This window comes from Acinetobacter sp. YH01020, assembly GCF_013420275.1.
Classification (GTDB): Bacteria; Pseudomonadota; Gammaproteobacteria; order Pseudomonadales; family Moraxellaceae; genus Acinetobacter; species Acinetobacter amyesii.
This window is the reverse complement of sequence record NZ_VOYN01000006.1, coordinates 50,265-64,296: the sequence shown is the minus strand read 5'-3', so window position 1 is coordinate 64,296 and position 14,032 is coordinate 50,265. Positions and strand designations below refer to the sequence as shown.

The window sequence follows — 14,032 nt, the reverse complement described above, 5'->3', positions numbered from 1 at the left end:
TTTAGGTTTTCACTTGTTGAATCAAGTGACTGCCACGGCGCGTCAAAATAAAACCAAATAAGGTCGCCAATAAATACATAAAAATAGAATAAACACCGGCAGGTATCGCCACTGTGGTGTTTTCAAGCACACTCAGTGCGATGGTTAGGGCGATACTGGTGTTATGAATACCAATCTCAAAGGTACACGCACGAGCCTGTTTTTCAGGCACACCCGAGAGGAATGGAATTAAGTAACCCAAAAATAGTCCACTGAAACAGAGTAAACAGGTTGCAATGCCGACGCTGGCAAAATACGTAATAATGTTGGATTGTTCGCGCAAAACTGCGAGTGTAAAGATAAGAATTAATAAAAAAATAGATAACATTCGCATCGGTTTGTTGATGTGATATGCAATGGTCGGAAAGGAGTTACGAATAAACATACCGAAACATACCGGTATCAAAATAATCAGAAATACATGGGTGATCTTATCGATAGGCATGCCAATACTGGTACTTTCACCAACAAAATGCAAAATGGAAAGGTTGACAATAAAAGGCAATGTAAAGCACGAAACAACTGAGTTAATGGCCGTTAAGCTAATATTTAATGCAACATCACCTTTATATAGGTAGCTATAAAGGTTTGCTGTGGGGCCACCGGGTGAAGCCGCAAGCAACATGAGCCCGACCGCGAGTAAAGGGGGTAACTCAAGCAACTTACACAGGAAAAACGCAATGCTGGTCAGTAGAATGAGCTGAGTAAATAAAGCGATGAAAATAACTTTTGGATAGCGTCCAACGCGTAAAAAGTCTTTGACTGAAAGTTCAAGTCCCAAACCCATCATCATAATGGCTAAAGCAATGGGTAGAAAAAATGCAAATAATCCCGAATCCATGGAATTTCCTGATATTTTTATCCTTATAGTGTTTTTGAGTTTATCTCAGTTTGATAAATAAGCAATAAATAAAAGCGAGTAAAAACTGATGTTTTACCCGCTTTATTTTTGATCTGTTAATTGGTCGATATTTTTATCGACAATTGTTTATTTAGGACGAGGAGGAGTGAACCCTAAAGCACATTTTCCTTTAATTTCTTGTCCATTAATCGTTGCAGTAGTGGCTTTTGCATCTGCACTACATGTGCTTAATAATTCGGCTTCTTCGCCATGAAGATTTGCATTTTTGGAAGAACTAAAAAATTGTGGTTCGCAGGTACCATTCCAGATAATACCGCGATAGGCAAATGATACTTGAGCGCCTTGGCTTTTACCTTTACAGACTTGTTGATATCGCTGTGCATCATACACTTTCTCAACTTTATCATTGGCTGAGGCAGCAAGTGGTGATAAACATAAACCGCATAAAACCGTGGATAGCAAAATATTCTTATTCATGCTTATAGTCCTTATGATTCTCATGGGATCTATAACAGAATAAAAAATCATCAGAATAAAACAACAATCTTCGAGTAACATTTGCTTGAGAAATGTATATTTTTATATGGAATATGCAAAGTATGTATGTTCATAAAGAAATATATAGGCATAAAACAGTAGTCAATAACAATAAAATCGAGTTAATCAGTCAACTTATCGGTGAATTTTTGCTATAATCTTCCGTCATCCTTTTTTAATCTCCTTTACCACTATGCATTATCCTAAAGTTTACGATGTCATTGTTATCGGCGGCGGTCACGCGGGTACTGAGGCAGCTCTTGCTGCGGCACGTATGGGTCGACAGACTTTACTCTTAACTCATAATATTGAGACTTTAGGGCAGATGAGCTGTAATCCAGCCATCGGTGGTATTGGTAAATCACATTTAGTACGCGAAATTGATGCGCTTGGCGGTGCAATGGCATTGGCTGCTGACAAAGGCGGTATTCAATTCCGTATTTTAAACTCACGTAAAGGTGCAGCTGTTCGTGCGACTCGCGCACAGGCTGACCGTATTCGTTATAAAGCTGCGATTCGTGAAACCTTAGAAAATCAAGCGAACTTGGATATTTTCCAACAAGCAGCTGACGACTTAATCGTTGAGGGCGACACTGTAAAAGGTGTGGTTACTCAGATGGGTATTCGCTTTGATGCGAAAACTGTTGTATTAACTACAGGTACATTCTTGGGTGGTGTGATCCACGTAGGTCTAAATAATGCTTCAGGCGGTCGTGCGGGCGATCCTCCTTCAATTTCATTGGCTGCGCGCCTTCGTGAATTGAACTTACCTGTAGGTCGTTTAAAAACTGGTACACCACCACGTATCGATGCACGATCAGTTGATTTCTCTGTGATGACGCCACAGCCGGGTGATTTCCCATCTCCGACTATGTCGTTCATGGGTGATGCGTCGATGCATCCTGAGCAAATCAATTGCTATATCACACATACCAATGAGAAAACTCACGATATCATTCGTGGTGGCTTAGACCGTTCACCAATGTATACTGGTGTGATTGAAGGTGTGGGTCCACGTTACTGCCCATCGATTGAAGATAAAATTCATAAATTTGCCGATAAAGATTCGCATCAAGTGTTCTTGGAACCTGAAGGTTTGGACACACATGAGCTTTATCCAAACGGTATTTCAACTTCTTTACCATTCGACGTTCAATTTGAATTGGTTCGATCGATTCGTGGTATGGAAAATGCGCATATATTGCGTCCAGGTTATGCGATTGAGTACGATTATTTCAATCCACAATCATTGAAATTCTCTTTAGAAACCAAATCGATTAATAACCTGTATTTTGCAGGTCAAATTAACGGTACAACGGGTTATGAAGAAGCGGGTGCGCAAGGTTTGCTTGCAGGCTTAAACGCAGCACGTCGTGCATGGGATCAAGAGCAATGGACACCAAAACGTGATGAAGCGTACATGGGCGTGTTGGTTGATGACTTGATTACTCTCGGTACTAAAGAACCATACCGTATGTTCACGTCACGTGCGGAATACCGATTGATGTTGCGTGAAGATAATGCAGATCAGCGTTTAACAGCAATTGGCCGTGAAATGGGTCTGGTAGATGATACGCGTTGGGATTCGTTCTGCCAAAAAATGGAAGCTGTTGAAACTGAAAAAGGTCGTTTACAACACCTTTGGGCAGCGCCAAACAATCCACTAGGCAAAAAATTCGTTGAAATGACGGGTGATGACCTGTCTAAAGAAACCAATGCGATCGATTTGCTCAAACGTCCAAATATCAATTTCTCTCAAATTGCTGAATTGACTGGTTCAGAAGTTTCAGCATTTGTTGGAGAGCAAATTGAAATTGCTGTGAAATATGCGGGTTATATTAACCGTCAGCAAGAAGATGTTGCGCAAATGAAACGTTTGGAAGATACACGTATTCCTGCTGATTTTGATTACGATGTCGTTTCTGGTCTTTCACGTGAAATCACCCTGAAGCTGAAGAATGTATTGCCTGAAACATTGGCACAAGCAAGTCGTATTCCAGGTGTAACACCTGCAGCTGTTCAATTGGTGATGATTACGATTCGTAAGAATAACCAAGCGAAAAAATCTGCATAAGATTTTGAGTTAAATAAAAAACCCGCTCAGTTGCGGGTTTTTTTATTGCCAATAAATTATTGGCTGTTGGTATTTGATCGGATTAAATGAATATTTTGATCATCATTAGTTTTAGCTATGGTTTGATTATTAAAACCTTTCATAAACCTAAGTGATTGATAATTAATTATAAATAAAAAATAAGATCTAAAAAATATTGATATACAAAGTTTTAGGTTTTAATGGTGGGCTTTTGGTCGTGTGAATTTCGACCTTTGTAGTGGTATTTATTCTACCCAATAAAGCCGAAACTTCAGGGCATGGCGTACAAGTGGGTTTACGCTACATGAATGGAGTTCGATTATGGCAAATCAACAATCGGGAAAAATGCAAAAATTTCTAACGGTATTTTTGTGTTTCTGGGTAGCATTTTTTGAAGGTTTTGACCTGCAAGCGCCCGGTATCGCAGCAAAAGGAATCGCAGCGACATTTTCCTTAGATCAAGTGCAAATGGGCTATGTGTTTAGCTTAGGTGTGTTTGGTATGTTATTTGGCGCGTTCTTTGGGGGGCGTGTCGCTGACTATTTGGGACAGAAGAAAGTCCTGATGCTGTCGATTTTTATCTTCGGTGTATTTATGTCGATTACGGCAGTTGCACCAAGTATTGAAATTTTATATATCGCACGATTCTTTACAGGTTTAGGTTTGGGTGCTGCGATGCCAACGATGATCTCGGTGGTGGGTGATGAAGCGACGGATGCTAACCGTGGGCGCTTAAATAGTTTGATGTACTGTGGCTTACCCGTAGGTGCAATCTTTGTTGCTGGCTTGGGTATTGTCTTTAAAGATATCTCATGGCATACACTATTTTTAATTGGTGGTTTAACGCCTTTAATCTTGATTCCATTCATGGCGATTATCTTAAAAGATAAGCGTACAGAAAAAGTTCAGGCAGAAACCAAGGAAACGGTTCCACCGATGGGGCAAATCCTTTTTGCTGAACAGCGTTATAAGTATACATTGCCGCTTTGGCTGAGTTTCTTCTTTACCTTAATGGTGAACTATATTCTGATCAGTTGGTTGCCTAACTTGCTTATGGAACAAGGGTTGGAAAAGCAACAAGCTTTTATGATCATGTTGATGTTCCAAGTGGGCGCAGTGATTGGTACGCTGGGTTTAGGCTACTTGCTGGATCGCCTAAAATTATGGCAAATGGCAGTGATTATCTATTCAGGTTTGTTTGTGGCATTGTTTGTGCTGTTTACAACAAATTCCATTCCTGTACTTATTGCTGCAGGCATCATGGGCGGAATTTTCTCTACAGGTGGTCAATCGATTTTGTATGGGATCTCTCCAATTTTCTATACACCAGCTGGGAAAGTGACAGGTGTGGGAAGTGCAATTTCATGGGGACGTTTGGGTGCAATGACAGGTCCATTACTTACAGGCAAGATTTTGGCGCTAGGTCTAGGAACGACAGGTATTTTAATTGCAAGTGCGCCGGGTATTGCTTTGTCGGCTATCGCGGTGGCTGCATTATCTGCCTATAAGTCATCCCTTAAGAAATAATCGAAATCAGTCAAATTTAAAGGAGCTACGGCTCCTTTTTTATTGAATAAATATCTTTAGCTGAAACTTAGTTTTGTTAGAATAAATCTAATATTTATGAATAAATTTACTTCTATGTCTTATCAATTGATCGAACTTGATATTTCTCCTTCAGATAACATTCAGTGTCCACATTGTCAGCAGCAAGTGATTGATTGGTCAGAAGAGCAGTATGTGCAGCCATGTGAGCATGTGCTGTTTATTGCAATGGATATTGGTTTTGAGTTTATTACCGATGAATTTGAGCAAACCATGCAGCATACAGTCGATGACTTGCATGCCAATGATGATCAGTATCATATGTTTACTGAAATTACCGCCTCAGGTTTCCCTGAGTTTCTGATTTATAAGTCTGATTTAGGTGTGGAAGGTTATTCACGCTATATAGGCTTTACAGCATAAAGTTTTGCTAAAAAATCTTAACATTAAAAAAGCCAGTCAAGTGACTGGCTTTTTTAATGTTAATCAGAAAATTAACTTTCTAATTCTTCTTCGACATCATCTTCGGCACTGTCCATACCGAGTTCTTTGAGTTTACGGGTTAAGGTATTGCGACCCCAACCTAAAAGTTCTGCTGCATGGCGCTTACGCCCACGTGTTTGCTGTAGTGCTGCATTGATGAGGGTGCGTTCAAACATTGGTGTGGCAATGTCGAGAATTTTCATCTCACCATTTTTAAGTTTTTGTACGGCCCATTGACCAAGTAACTCATCCCAGTGATGCACACCAATACGATCAATCCCTTGAGTAGCAGGATTGCCATCTGTGCCTTGAATTGGAATCTGTTTTAATTCAGACGGTAAATCTTCTGGATAAACTTCACGGCCTGTGATCATAACCGTTAACCAACGACAGGTATTTTCAAGCTGACGTACATTACCTTGCCACGGCAGTTTTTGCATGTATTCTTGCGTTTCAGGACGAAGAATCTTCGGACTTACCCCAAGTTCTTTACCTGCACTTGCTAGGAAGTGCTGTGCAAGCATCGGAATATCTTCACTACGATGTGCAAGTTTTGGAATATGAATACGAATCACGTTTAGACGGTGGTACAAGTCTTCACGGAAGCGACCTTCATGTACTAATTTTTCTAAGTCTTGGTGTGTCGCTGCAACGATACGCACATCCACCTTGACTGGAATGTGACCACCAACGCGGTAGAATTCGCCATCCGCTAAAACACGCAGTAAACGTGTTTGAGTTTCAAATGGCATGTCGCCGATTTCATCAAGGAAAAGTGTTCCGCCATTGGCTTGTTCGAAACGCCCTTGACGCTGCGTGTTGGCACCGGTGAAGGCGCCTTTTTCATGACCAAATAATTCAGTTTCGATCAAATCTTTTGGTATTGCCGCCATGTTGAGGGCAATAAAAGGCTTGTTGCCACGTGGTGAATGCTTATGCAATGCATGCGCAACCAATTCTTTACCCGTGCCTGATTCACCATTAATTAATACAGTAATGTGTGATTGAGAAAGACGACCAATAGCACGGAAGACTTCCTGCATAGCAGGAGATTCACCAATAATCTCTGTAGATTGAATCGGTTGAATGGTTTTAGCAGATTCTTGTTGTTGTAATTTGGCAATATGCAAAATTGCACGGTTTACAAGTGCTAAAGCTTCATCAATATCAAAAGGTTTTGGTAGATATTCAAATGCACCCGTTTGATAGCTTGACACAGCAGATTCTAAATCTGAATGTGCGGTCATGATGATCACAGGTAAGTCAGGGTAGTTGCCTTTGACTTTGCCTAAAAAGGTCAGTCCATCAATACCCGGCATACGAATGTCCGTCAAAATAACATCTGGCGCATCGACACTTAACTGATCTAAAGCGGATTGTGCTTCTTCAAAACTGGTAACATCAAAACCTTCTTCTTTGAATGTTTTTTCCAGCACCCAACGCATGGCGCGATCATCATCGATGACCCAAATCTTATTACGCGACATGATCTGACTCCCAAGGTAAATATAGGCTAAATACTGTTTTTCCAGGAACTGATTGGCATTCAATCATTCCGTTATGTTGATGCATAATATTTTGTGCAATGCTCAGGCCGAGCCCTGTGCCTTTCGCTCGTCCTGTCACTAAAGGGTAAAATACGGATTCTAATATTTCTTGTGGGACACCCGGTCCATTGTCCTCAATGTCAATGCGCACCGCAGAACGTTTTAATACACCGTTGATGGTGACTAAGCGTTGAATTCGTGTGCACAAGGTGAGTTCTGGTTGATGCTCAACAAAGAACTCTTTATTTTCAGTCATCGCCTGAACAGCATTAACACTGATATTTAGCATGACCTGAATCAATTGATCACGATCTGCCAGAACATCTGGTAAAGAAAGGTCGTAATCACGGGTGATTTTAATTTTCTTTTTAGTTTGGTTGACGATCAGTGAACGGACACGTTCAAGTGGTTCGTGCACATTGACTGGTTCGTAACTTGGTAGTTGTCTTGAACCCAGCATAGTGTCAGCAAGATTACGTAATCGATCCACTTCACTAATAATAATGTCGGTGAATTCACTGTACTTCGGATCATTTAAGCTACGCGCTAAAAGTTGTGTCGCCCCACGGATACCACCGAGTGGATTTTTAATTTCATGGGCAACACCACGAATCAGTTGTCGTGCGACTTGATGCTGTTGAATTAGGTTTTCTTCTTTAGAGATTTTCAACATCCGGTCGATTTGATTGAGTTCAATCAATAGCAACGGGTGGTAGGGTTTGCCAGAGTTGAGCTGTGACACGGTGTAATCAACATGAATGTCTTTAAAGTTGACATTAATCGTTGCTTCTCGGCGCGTATAGTGCTGGCCAGAAGTTAATGTATTCATTAATGCATCATGCGTATTGAATTCATCATCGGGCATATGAAGTAAATTTAATACAGGCTGACCTGATGCACGAAGTAAGCTTATGTCAAAAAGCGCTTCACAAGATGAATTTAAATAAAAAATATTCAGGTTGCTATCGACCAATAAAATGGCAGTGGTTAAATTATCCACTAAAAGCCGGTAATCAATCGTCATAGTCTGATCCATTAGCGAGAGGTTCCTGTCTTAAAATGGCGCAATGGCATCTTCATAAAGCAAATCGTTCAATCTAATAAGGTTCGAATTGATGCAACTTATGCAAGATATAAGCCAACTATTTGAGAAATACGCTAAGTTTTGATGCTTATTTGAATAAATGCGCTTATTTAAGACTTTAAATAAAGTGTATAGCCGATTAAAAACAGTCTGTAAATCTAAAATGCATTAAAATGGTGCAAATGAAATTATGTGAATGAATTTATAGCATTATTTTGGTGCGTGATATAAAGAGTGGCCTTTTCACCTGTTTTTATGTTTTGAAAAGACATACAATACGCGGATTATAGTGGAGCGCAGATTCATGAAATCCCCCAAAGTCGGTTTTGTTTCTTTAGGTTGTCCTAAGGCATTGGTAGATTCCGAACGAATTTTAACTCAGTTAAAGACTGAAGGTTATGATGTAGCATCAGATTATGATGGTGCGGATTTAGTAGTTGTAAATACCTGTGGTTTTATTGAATCTGCAGTACAAGAGTCGTTAGATGCCATTGGCGAAGCGATGAGTTCAAACGGTCGCGTAATTGTGACTGGTTGTTTAGGTAAAGACGAAGACAAAATTCGCCAAATGCATCCAAATGTCTTAAAAGTGACAGGTGCTGCGGCATATCAAGAAGTGATGGAGGCTGTGCACGAATACGTGCCTGAGCCACCAAAACACAATCCGTTTATTGATCTAGTACCTGAGCAAGGTATTCGATTAACACCAAAACATTATGCTTATTTGAAAATTTCAGAAGGTTGTAACCATCGTTGCACATTCTGCATCATCCCAAGTATGCGTGGTGATTTGGTTTCTCGTCCAGTAGGTTCAGTATTGACTGAAGCTCAAGCACTGAAAAAAGCAGGCGTAAAAGAAGTTTTAGTGATTTCTCAAGATACATCTGCTTATGGCGTAGACACCAAATACAAATTGGACTTCTGGAACGGTCAGCCCGTTAAAACCAAATTCTATGACATGTGTGAAGCATTGGGTCAATTGGGTATCTGGGTGCGTCTGCACTATGTATATCCATATCCACATGTAGATGCTGTGATTGACTTAATGGCGCAAGGCAAAATCCTGCCGTATTTGGATATTCCATTCCAGCATGCAAGTCCTAAGATTTTAAAACTCATGAAACGTCCTGCACACAGTGAAAATACACTGGAGCGTTTAAAAGTTTGGCGTGAGAAATGTCCTGAGCTGGTGATTCGTTCTACATTTGTTGTGGGCTTCCCGGGTGAAACTGAAGAAGACTTCCAAATGTTGCTTGATTGGTTAAAAGAAGCGCAGCTTGATCGTGTGGGTTGTTTTACTTACTCACCAGTTGAAGGCGCGACTGCAAATGATTTGCCAGATCATGTGTCTGAAGAAATTAAACAAGAGCGTTATGAACGTTTCATGCAAGTTCAGCAAGAAATCTCTGCTGCGAAATTGCAAAGCCGTATCGGTCAGAAAATGACAGTACTGGTGGATGATCTTGAAGAAGAGTTCCCAGTTGCTGTTGCACGTTCTTATGCAGATGCACCTGAAATTGACGGTAATGTATTTGTTGAAGATATCGATAAGTCAGTGATTAAAGCAGGTGATTTACTTGAAGTGGAAATCACAGATGCAGATGAATATGACTTATTTGCAAAACTGATCTCGGTTAAGTCTGTTTAAACGATTCATTAAAAATAATTGAAATTAAATAATTCGGAGTTGATGATGCTTGATTCTAAAAAACCACGTTTTGGTCGCATCCTGCTTAAGCTTTCAGGTGAAGCTTTAGCGGGCAATAAAGAGATGGGTATCGATGCACAAGTGCTCGATCAGATGTCACTCGCAATTGCGCACCTTGTTGGTTTGGGTGTTCAAGTGGGTATCGTTGTCGGCGGTGGTAACCTTTACCGTGGCAGCCAATTACAAAAAGATGGTTTGGTTGGCCGTGTAACAGGTGACCAAATGGGTATGTTGGCCACTGTGATGAACGGTTTGGCACTTCGTGATGCTTTGGTACGACGTAATATCAAAACTCGTCTAATGTCAGCTTTACCCATTGGTGCAGTAGTTGAATCATACTCTAGCCGTGATGCTATTCGTCATTTAACTCGTGGCGAAGTGTGTGTATTTGTCGCAGGTACGGGTAACCCATTCTTTACGACAGATACAGCGGCATGCTTACGCGGTATCGAGATTGAAGCCAATCTTATCCTTAAAGCGACGAAGGTTGATGGCGTATACAACAAAGATCCAAGTAAATATGAAGATGCAGTGAAATACGATGCATTAACATTTGACCAAGTTTTAGATGAAAAACTGGGTGTGATGGATTTAACTGCGATCTGCTTATGCCGTGACCACAACGTTCCACTTCAAGTATTTGATATGAACAAATCAGGTTCATTACTTTCAGTGGTAATGGGTGAAAAAGAGGGTACTCACGTTACTAACTAATGTACGTGGGCCTTAAAGCTCTTTATACTACAAGCTATTTTAGAATTTACATCTTTTCGAATTAAGTAAGGAAGATCACATGATTAACGATCTTAAAAAAGACGCAGAAGACCGTATGAACAAATCTCTAGATTCTCTAGAGCATGGTTTTGCTAAAGTTCGTACAGGGCGCGCGCACCCATCAATTTTAAATGGTGTTATGGTTCCTTACTATGGCTCTGATGTGCCATTAAACCAAGTAGCGAACGTGGGTGTAGAAGACTCTCGTACTTTACTTGTTCAGCCTTTTGAACGTTCAATGGTTGCTGCAATTGATAAAGCAATCCGTGAATCTGACTTAGGCTTAAACCCGATTACTGCTGATGCCATCCGTGTTCCTATGGCTGCATTAACAGAAGAAACACGTAAAGACATGCAGAAAGTTGCACGTAACGAAGCTGAAAATGCAAAAGTTGCGATCCGTAACATCCGCCGTGATGTTTTGGGTGATATCAAAGCATTGTTGAAAGAAAAAGAAATTTCTGAAGATGATGAGCGTCGTGCGGGTGATGACATTCAAAAAATCACAGACAAATTCGTTGCTGAAGTTGAAAAACGTCTGGCTGCAAAAGAAGCTGAATTGATGAAGGTCTAAGTTTTAATGACTTCATCTGAAGAAACTTCCCGTCTTCCAAAACATGTTGCCATCATTATGGATGGCAACAATCGTTTTGCCAAAAAGAATCAAATGCAAAAAGGTGAAGGGCATCGTTCTGGAAAGGACATCCTAGATCCCATCGTTGAACATTGTCGTAATAGAAATATCCAAGCACTGACGGTTTTTGCTTTTTCGAGTGAAAATTGGAATCGTCCTCAGTTTGAGGTTGATTTGTTGATGGCTCTTCTTGAAGAAACCATTCATGAACAGTTGCCACGCATGGAAAAATTTAACATTTCCCTACGTTTTATTGGTGATCGTTCTCGTTTATCTCCTAACTTACGTGACTTAATGTTGCAAGCTGAACAAAGGACTGCTAATTTCGACAGCATGACTTTAACTATTGCAATTAGTTACGGTGGTATGTGGGATATGACACAGGCTGCAAAAAAAATCGCAGCAGATGTTTTAACTAACAAAATAAATCTTGAAGCAGTGGATGCTGAAGTCTTTGGTCAATATGTCAGTTTAAGTGATCTACCTCCGGTAGATTTGTTAATTCGTACAGGTGGTGATTTCCGTCTCTCGAACTTCTTGCTTTGGCAAGCTGCGTATGCAGAACTTTATTTTACCCAGACATTATGGCCTGAATTTACCATTGAAGAATTTGACGACGCACTAGCGGTATTTGGTGGTCGTGAACGTCGTTTTGGTAAGACTTCAGAGCAGATTCAACAAGAGCAGTTTGAGAATAAATAAATGTTAGAGCGGATAATAACCGCATTGGTACTGGTTTCAGTTGTACTGAGTTGCATGTTTGCAACCGAGTCTAAATACCCAATGCTTGTGCTGATGATTATTGCATCAGCTGTCGCGGGTTATGAGTGGTTCAAACTCATGCCGCGGAATACACAAAATGTGATTAAACCTTTCGCTTGGGGCTATGGTCTAGTCACTGCTATTCTTTCAGCACTAGCATTGCATTTTACAGATGTTGCATTACTGCTTTGGGCGGCTTCGATCTTTACTTGGATCTTAAGTGTCTATTGGGTGAAGTCTTATCCTGATTACGATAACTGGTATAACCCGAGTCTGAGTGGTATTGGTTTAGTCTTAGTTCCTGCTGCGGTAACTGCTATTTTTTCTGTGTGGATGAACTCACCGTGGTGGCTCATGTATCTGTTCCTGTTGGTATGGGGTGCAGACAGTGGTGCATACTTCGTGGGACGTAAATTTGGTAAGAAAAAACTTGCACCAGATGTGAGCCCGAATAAATCGATCGAAGGTTTATACGGCGGTCTATTCACTGCAATGCTAATTGTCATTATTGTTGAAATTATTTATCTAGATTTAAGCATCGCTGAACATATTTTATTTTTAATTCTTTCAGTAATAACGGTATTTAGTTCAGTACTTGGTGATTTGTTTGAATCGATGATCAAGCGTCGTGCAGGGATCAAAGATTCTGGTCGTATTCTTCCGGGACATGGTGGTGTGCTGGACCGTATCGACTCGTTGCTTGCTGCAGCACCTATCTTTGCAGCAGGTATGTATGTTTTAAAATTAATTGGCGTAGATTTATAGATGTCACAATCTGTTTGTATATTGGGTGTAACAGGATCCATTGGTCAAAGTACTTTAAAGATTCTGCAACAGCACCCCGAAGAGTATTCAGTTTTTGCAGTCACTGCACATAGCCGAATTGTAGAACTTGTCGAAATATGCAAACAATATCGACCGAAAATCGCAGTTGTTCCATTCAATAAAGTGGATGAACTGCGCCAATTACTCGTAGCTGAAAAATTAACTGATATTGAAATCCTGCATGATGAAGCAGGATTAATCGCAGTAGCAGAACATCCACAAGTTGATGTGGTCATGGCAGCTATTGTGGGTGCGGCAGGGTTGCTACCTACATTGGCTGCTGCGAAAGCAGGTAAACGCGTGTTGCTTGCAAATAAAGAAGCGCTGGTGATGTCGGGTGACATCATGATTCAGACCGCACGTGAAAATAATGCTTTGTTGCTGCCGGTCGATTCTGAACACAATGCAATCTTCCAATGCTTACCTGAAACTTATCTACAAGGTGAGCGTCATGGTCAGCCAAAGCTAGGTGTCAAACAAATTTTACTTACCGCTTCTGGTGGTCCATTTTTACATCATAGTTTAGAACAATTGCAAAGTGTAACGCCGGCCCAAGCCTGTAAGCATCCAAATTGGTCGATGGGGCAAAAAATTTCAGTTGATTCTGCAACGCTAATGAATAAAGGCTTGGAATTAATCGAAGCCTGTCATCTTTTTGCAGTTGAAGAACAATTTGTAACAGTTGTTGTCCATCCACAGAGTATCATTCATTCAATGGTTCAATATGTAGATGGTTCGACTTTGGCACAAATGGGAAATCCTGATATGTGTACGCCTATCGCTCATGCATTAGCGTGGCCAAAGCGTATTCAAACACATGTGCCTCCATTAGATTTATTTGTTCATTCACAGTTAAACTTTGAACAGCCTGATATACAGCGATTCCCAGCACTAAAATTAGCACGTCAAGCCATGAAGGCTGGGGGCTTAGCTCCTACGATTTTAAATGCAGCCAATGAAATCGCCGTGGCAGCATTTTTGCATGAGAAAATTGGCTTTACTCAAATCCCTCAAATTGTGGAACATGTGTTGGGGCAAGTTGAAAACTCAGCTGCAAATAATATTGATGTTATTTTGCATGCAGATAAATCGGCACGTATGGTTGCTGAAAAAGCAGTATTGAATTCAGGAAGTTAA

The 14,032-nt window shown here is 40.6% G+C and carries 13 protein-coding genes; 9 read left to right on the top strand and 4 right to left on the bottom strand.

What is annotated here, in order from left to right; genetic code table 11:
- Position 1: 1 nt before the first annotated feature.
- Together FTT85_RS04080 and FTT85_RS04075 are read right to left on the bottom strand one after the other, a co-directional pair.
- The gene (locus tag FTT85_RS04080) at positions 2-880 is read right to left on the bottom strand and encodes a bile acid:sodium symporter family protein (RefSeq protein WP_180003878.1); all 879 of its coding nucleotides are present in this window, start codon (positions 878-880) and stop codon (positions 2-4) included.
- Positions 881-1,027: 147 nt separating this feature from the next.
- Positions 1,028-1,378 (bottom strand): hypothetical protein, encoded by a 351-nt coding sequence (locus FTT85_RS04075; protein WP_078188731.1) that lies wholly within the window; start codon positions 1,376-1,378, stop codon positions 1,028-1,030.
- Between the two features lie 253 nt (positions 1,379-1,631).
- Here FTT85_RS04075 and mnmG point away from each other — a divergent pair, with 253 nt between their 5' ends.
- The 3 genes from mnmG to FTT85_RS04060 all read left to right on the top strand — a co-directional run bounded on the left by mnmG (position 1,632) and on the right by FTT85_RS04060 (position 5,501).
- Positions 1,632-3,512 carry a tRNA uridine-5-carboxymethylaminomethyl(34) synthesis enzyme MnmG gene (gene mnmG / locus FTT85_RS04070; RefSeq protein ID WP_180182950.1) on the top strand — a complete coding sequence of 627 codons (1,881 nt, stop codon included), beginning with the start codon at positions 1,632-1,634 and terminating at the stop codon, positions 3,510-3,512.
- 342 nt (positions 3,513-3,854) lie between these two features.
- Positions 3,855-5,060 (top strand): 3-(3-hydroxy-phenyl)propionate transporter MhpT, encoded by a 1,206-nt coding sequence (mhpT, locus tag FTT85_RS04065; protein WP_180010134.1) that lies wholly within the window; start codon positions 3,855-3,857, stop codon positions 5,058-5,060.
- A gap of 114 nt (positions 5,061-5,174) precedes the next feature.
- On the top strand, positions 5,175-5,501 hold the full coding sequence (locus FTT85_RS04060) for a hypothetical protein (RefSeq protein ID WP_180182969.1): 327 nt from the start codon (positions 5,175-5,177) through the stop codon (positions 5,499-5,501).
- A 71-nt stretch (positions 5,502-5,572) separates the two neighbouring features.
- Here the strand turns inward: FTT85_RS04060 and glnG are convergent, their stop codons facing one another.
- Together glnG and glnL are read right to left on the bottom strand one after the other, a co-directional pair.
- Complete coding sequence (gene glnG, locus FTT85_RS04055; RefSeq protein ID WP_078193538.1) at positions 5,573-7,048, bottom strand: nitrogen regulation protein NR(I); 1,476 nt, start codon at positions 7,046-7,048, stop codon at positions 5,573-5,575.
- Positions 7,038-8,144: a nitrogen regulation protein NR(II) gene (gene glnL / locus FTT85_RS04050; RefSeq protein WP_180182949.1), complete on the bottom strand. Its 1,107-nt coding sequence runs from the start codon at positions 8,142-8,144 to the stop codon at positions 7,038-7,040. Before glnL ends, glnG begins: the two co-directional genes overlap by 11 nt.
- A 352-nt stretch (positions 8,145-8,496) precedes the next feature.
- Here glnL and rimO point away from each other — a divergent pair, with 352 nt between their 5' ends.
- The 6 genes from rimO (at position 8,497) to ispC (ending at position 14,032) form a co-directional block, all read left to right on the top strand.
- Positions 8,497-9,840 (top strand): 30S ribosomal protein S12 methylthiotransferase RimO, encoded by a 1,344-nt coding sequence (rimO, locus tag FTT85_RS04045; RefSeq protein ID WP_180182948.1) that lies wholly within the window; start codon positions 8,497-8,499, stop codon positions 9,838-9,840.
- A gap of 45 nt (positions 9,841-9,885) precedes the next feature.
- Positions 9,886-10,614 carry a UMP kinase gene (pyrH, locus tag FTT85_RS04040; protein ID WP_078193535.1) on the top strand — a complete coding sequence of 243 codons (729 nt, stop codon included), beginning with the start codon at positions 9,886-9,888 and terminating at the stop codon, positions 10,612-10,614.
- 79 nt (positions 10,615-10,693) lie between these two features.
- Positions 10,694-11,248 carry a ribosome recycling factor gene (frr, locus tag FTT85_RS04035; protein WP_078188724.1) on the top strand — a complete coding sequence of 185 codons (555 nt, stop codon included), beginning with the start codon at positions 10,694-10,696 and terminating at the stop codon, positions 11,246-11,248.
- A gap of 6 nt (positions 11,249-11,254) precedes the next feature.
- The gene (gene uppS / locus FTT85_RS04030) at positions 11,255-12,010 is read left to right on the top strand and encodes a polyprenyl diphosphate synthase (RefSeq protein WP_180182947.1); all 756 of its coding nucleotides are present in this window, start codon (positions 11,255-11,257) and stop codon (positions 12,008-12,010) included.
- Positions 12,011-12,835 (top strand): CDP-archaeol synthase, encoded by an 825-nt coding sequence (locus tag FTT85_RS04025; RefSeq protein ID WP_180114012.1) that lies wholly within the window; start codon positions 12,011-12,013, stop codon positions 12,833-12,835. It abuts the gene before it with no gap.
- Positions 12,836-14,032, top strand: coding sequence for a 1-deoxy-D-xylulose-5-phosphate reductoisomerase (ispC, locus tag FTT85_RS04020; RefSeq protein WP_168377611.1), 1,197 nt, complete (start codon positions 12,836-12,838; stop codon positions 14,030-14,032).

Coding starts and splice junctions, on each gene's coding strand:
- FTT85_RS04080 (WP_180003878.1), bottom strand. CDS start 880: ATGGATTCGGGATTATTTGCATTTTTTCTACCCATTGCTTTAGCCATT.
- FTT85_RS04075 (WP_078188731.1), bottom strand. CDS start 1,378: ATGAATAAGAATATTTTGCTATCCACGGTTTTATGCGGTTTATGTTTA.
- mnmG (WP_180182950.1), top strand. CDS start 1,632: ATGCATTATCCTAAAGTTTACGATGTCATTGTTATCGGCGGCGGTCAC.
- mhpT (WP_180010134.1), top strand. CDS start 3,855: ATGGCAAATCAACAATCGGGAAAAATGCAAAAATTTCTAACGGTATTT.
- FTT85_RS04060 (WP_180182969.1), top strand. CDS start 5,175: ATGTCTTATCAATTGATCGAACTTGATATTTCTCCTTCAGATAACATT.
- glnG (WP_078193538.1), bottom strand. CDS start 7,048: ATGTCGCGTAATAAGATTTGGGTCATCGATGATGATCGCGCCATGCGT.
- glnL (WP_180182949.1), bottom strand. CDS start 8,144: ATGGATCAGACTATGACGATTGATTACCGGCTTTTAGTGGATAATTTA.
- rimO (WP_180182948.1), top strand. CDS start 8,497: ATGAAATCCCCCAAAGTCGGTTTTGTTTCTTTAGGTTGTCCTAAGGCA.
- pyrH (WP_078193535.1), top strand. CDS start 9,886: ATGCTTGATTCTAAAAAACCACGTTTTGGTCGCATCCTGCTTAAGCTT.
- frr (WP_078188724.1), top strand. CDS start 10,694: ATGATTAACGATCTTAAAAAAGACGCAGAAGACCGTATGAACAAATCT.
- uppS (WP_180182947.1), top strand. CDS start 11,255: ATGACTTCATCTGAAGAAACTTCCCGTCTTCCAAAACATGTTGCCATC.
- FTT85_RS04025 (WP_180114012.1), top strand. CDS start 12,011: ATGTTAGAGCGGATAATAACCGCATTGGTACTGGTTTCAGTTGTACTG.
- ispC (WP_168377611.1), top strand. CDS start 12,836: ATGTCACAATCTGTTTGTATATTGGGTGTAACAGGATCCATTGGTCAA.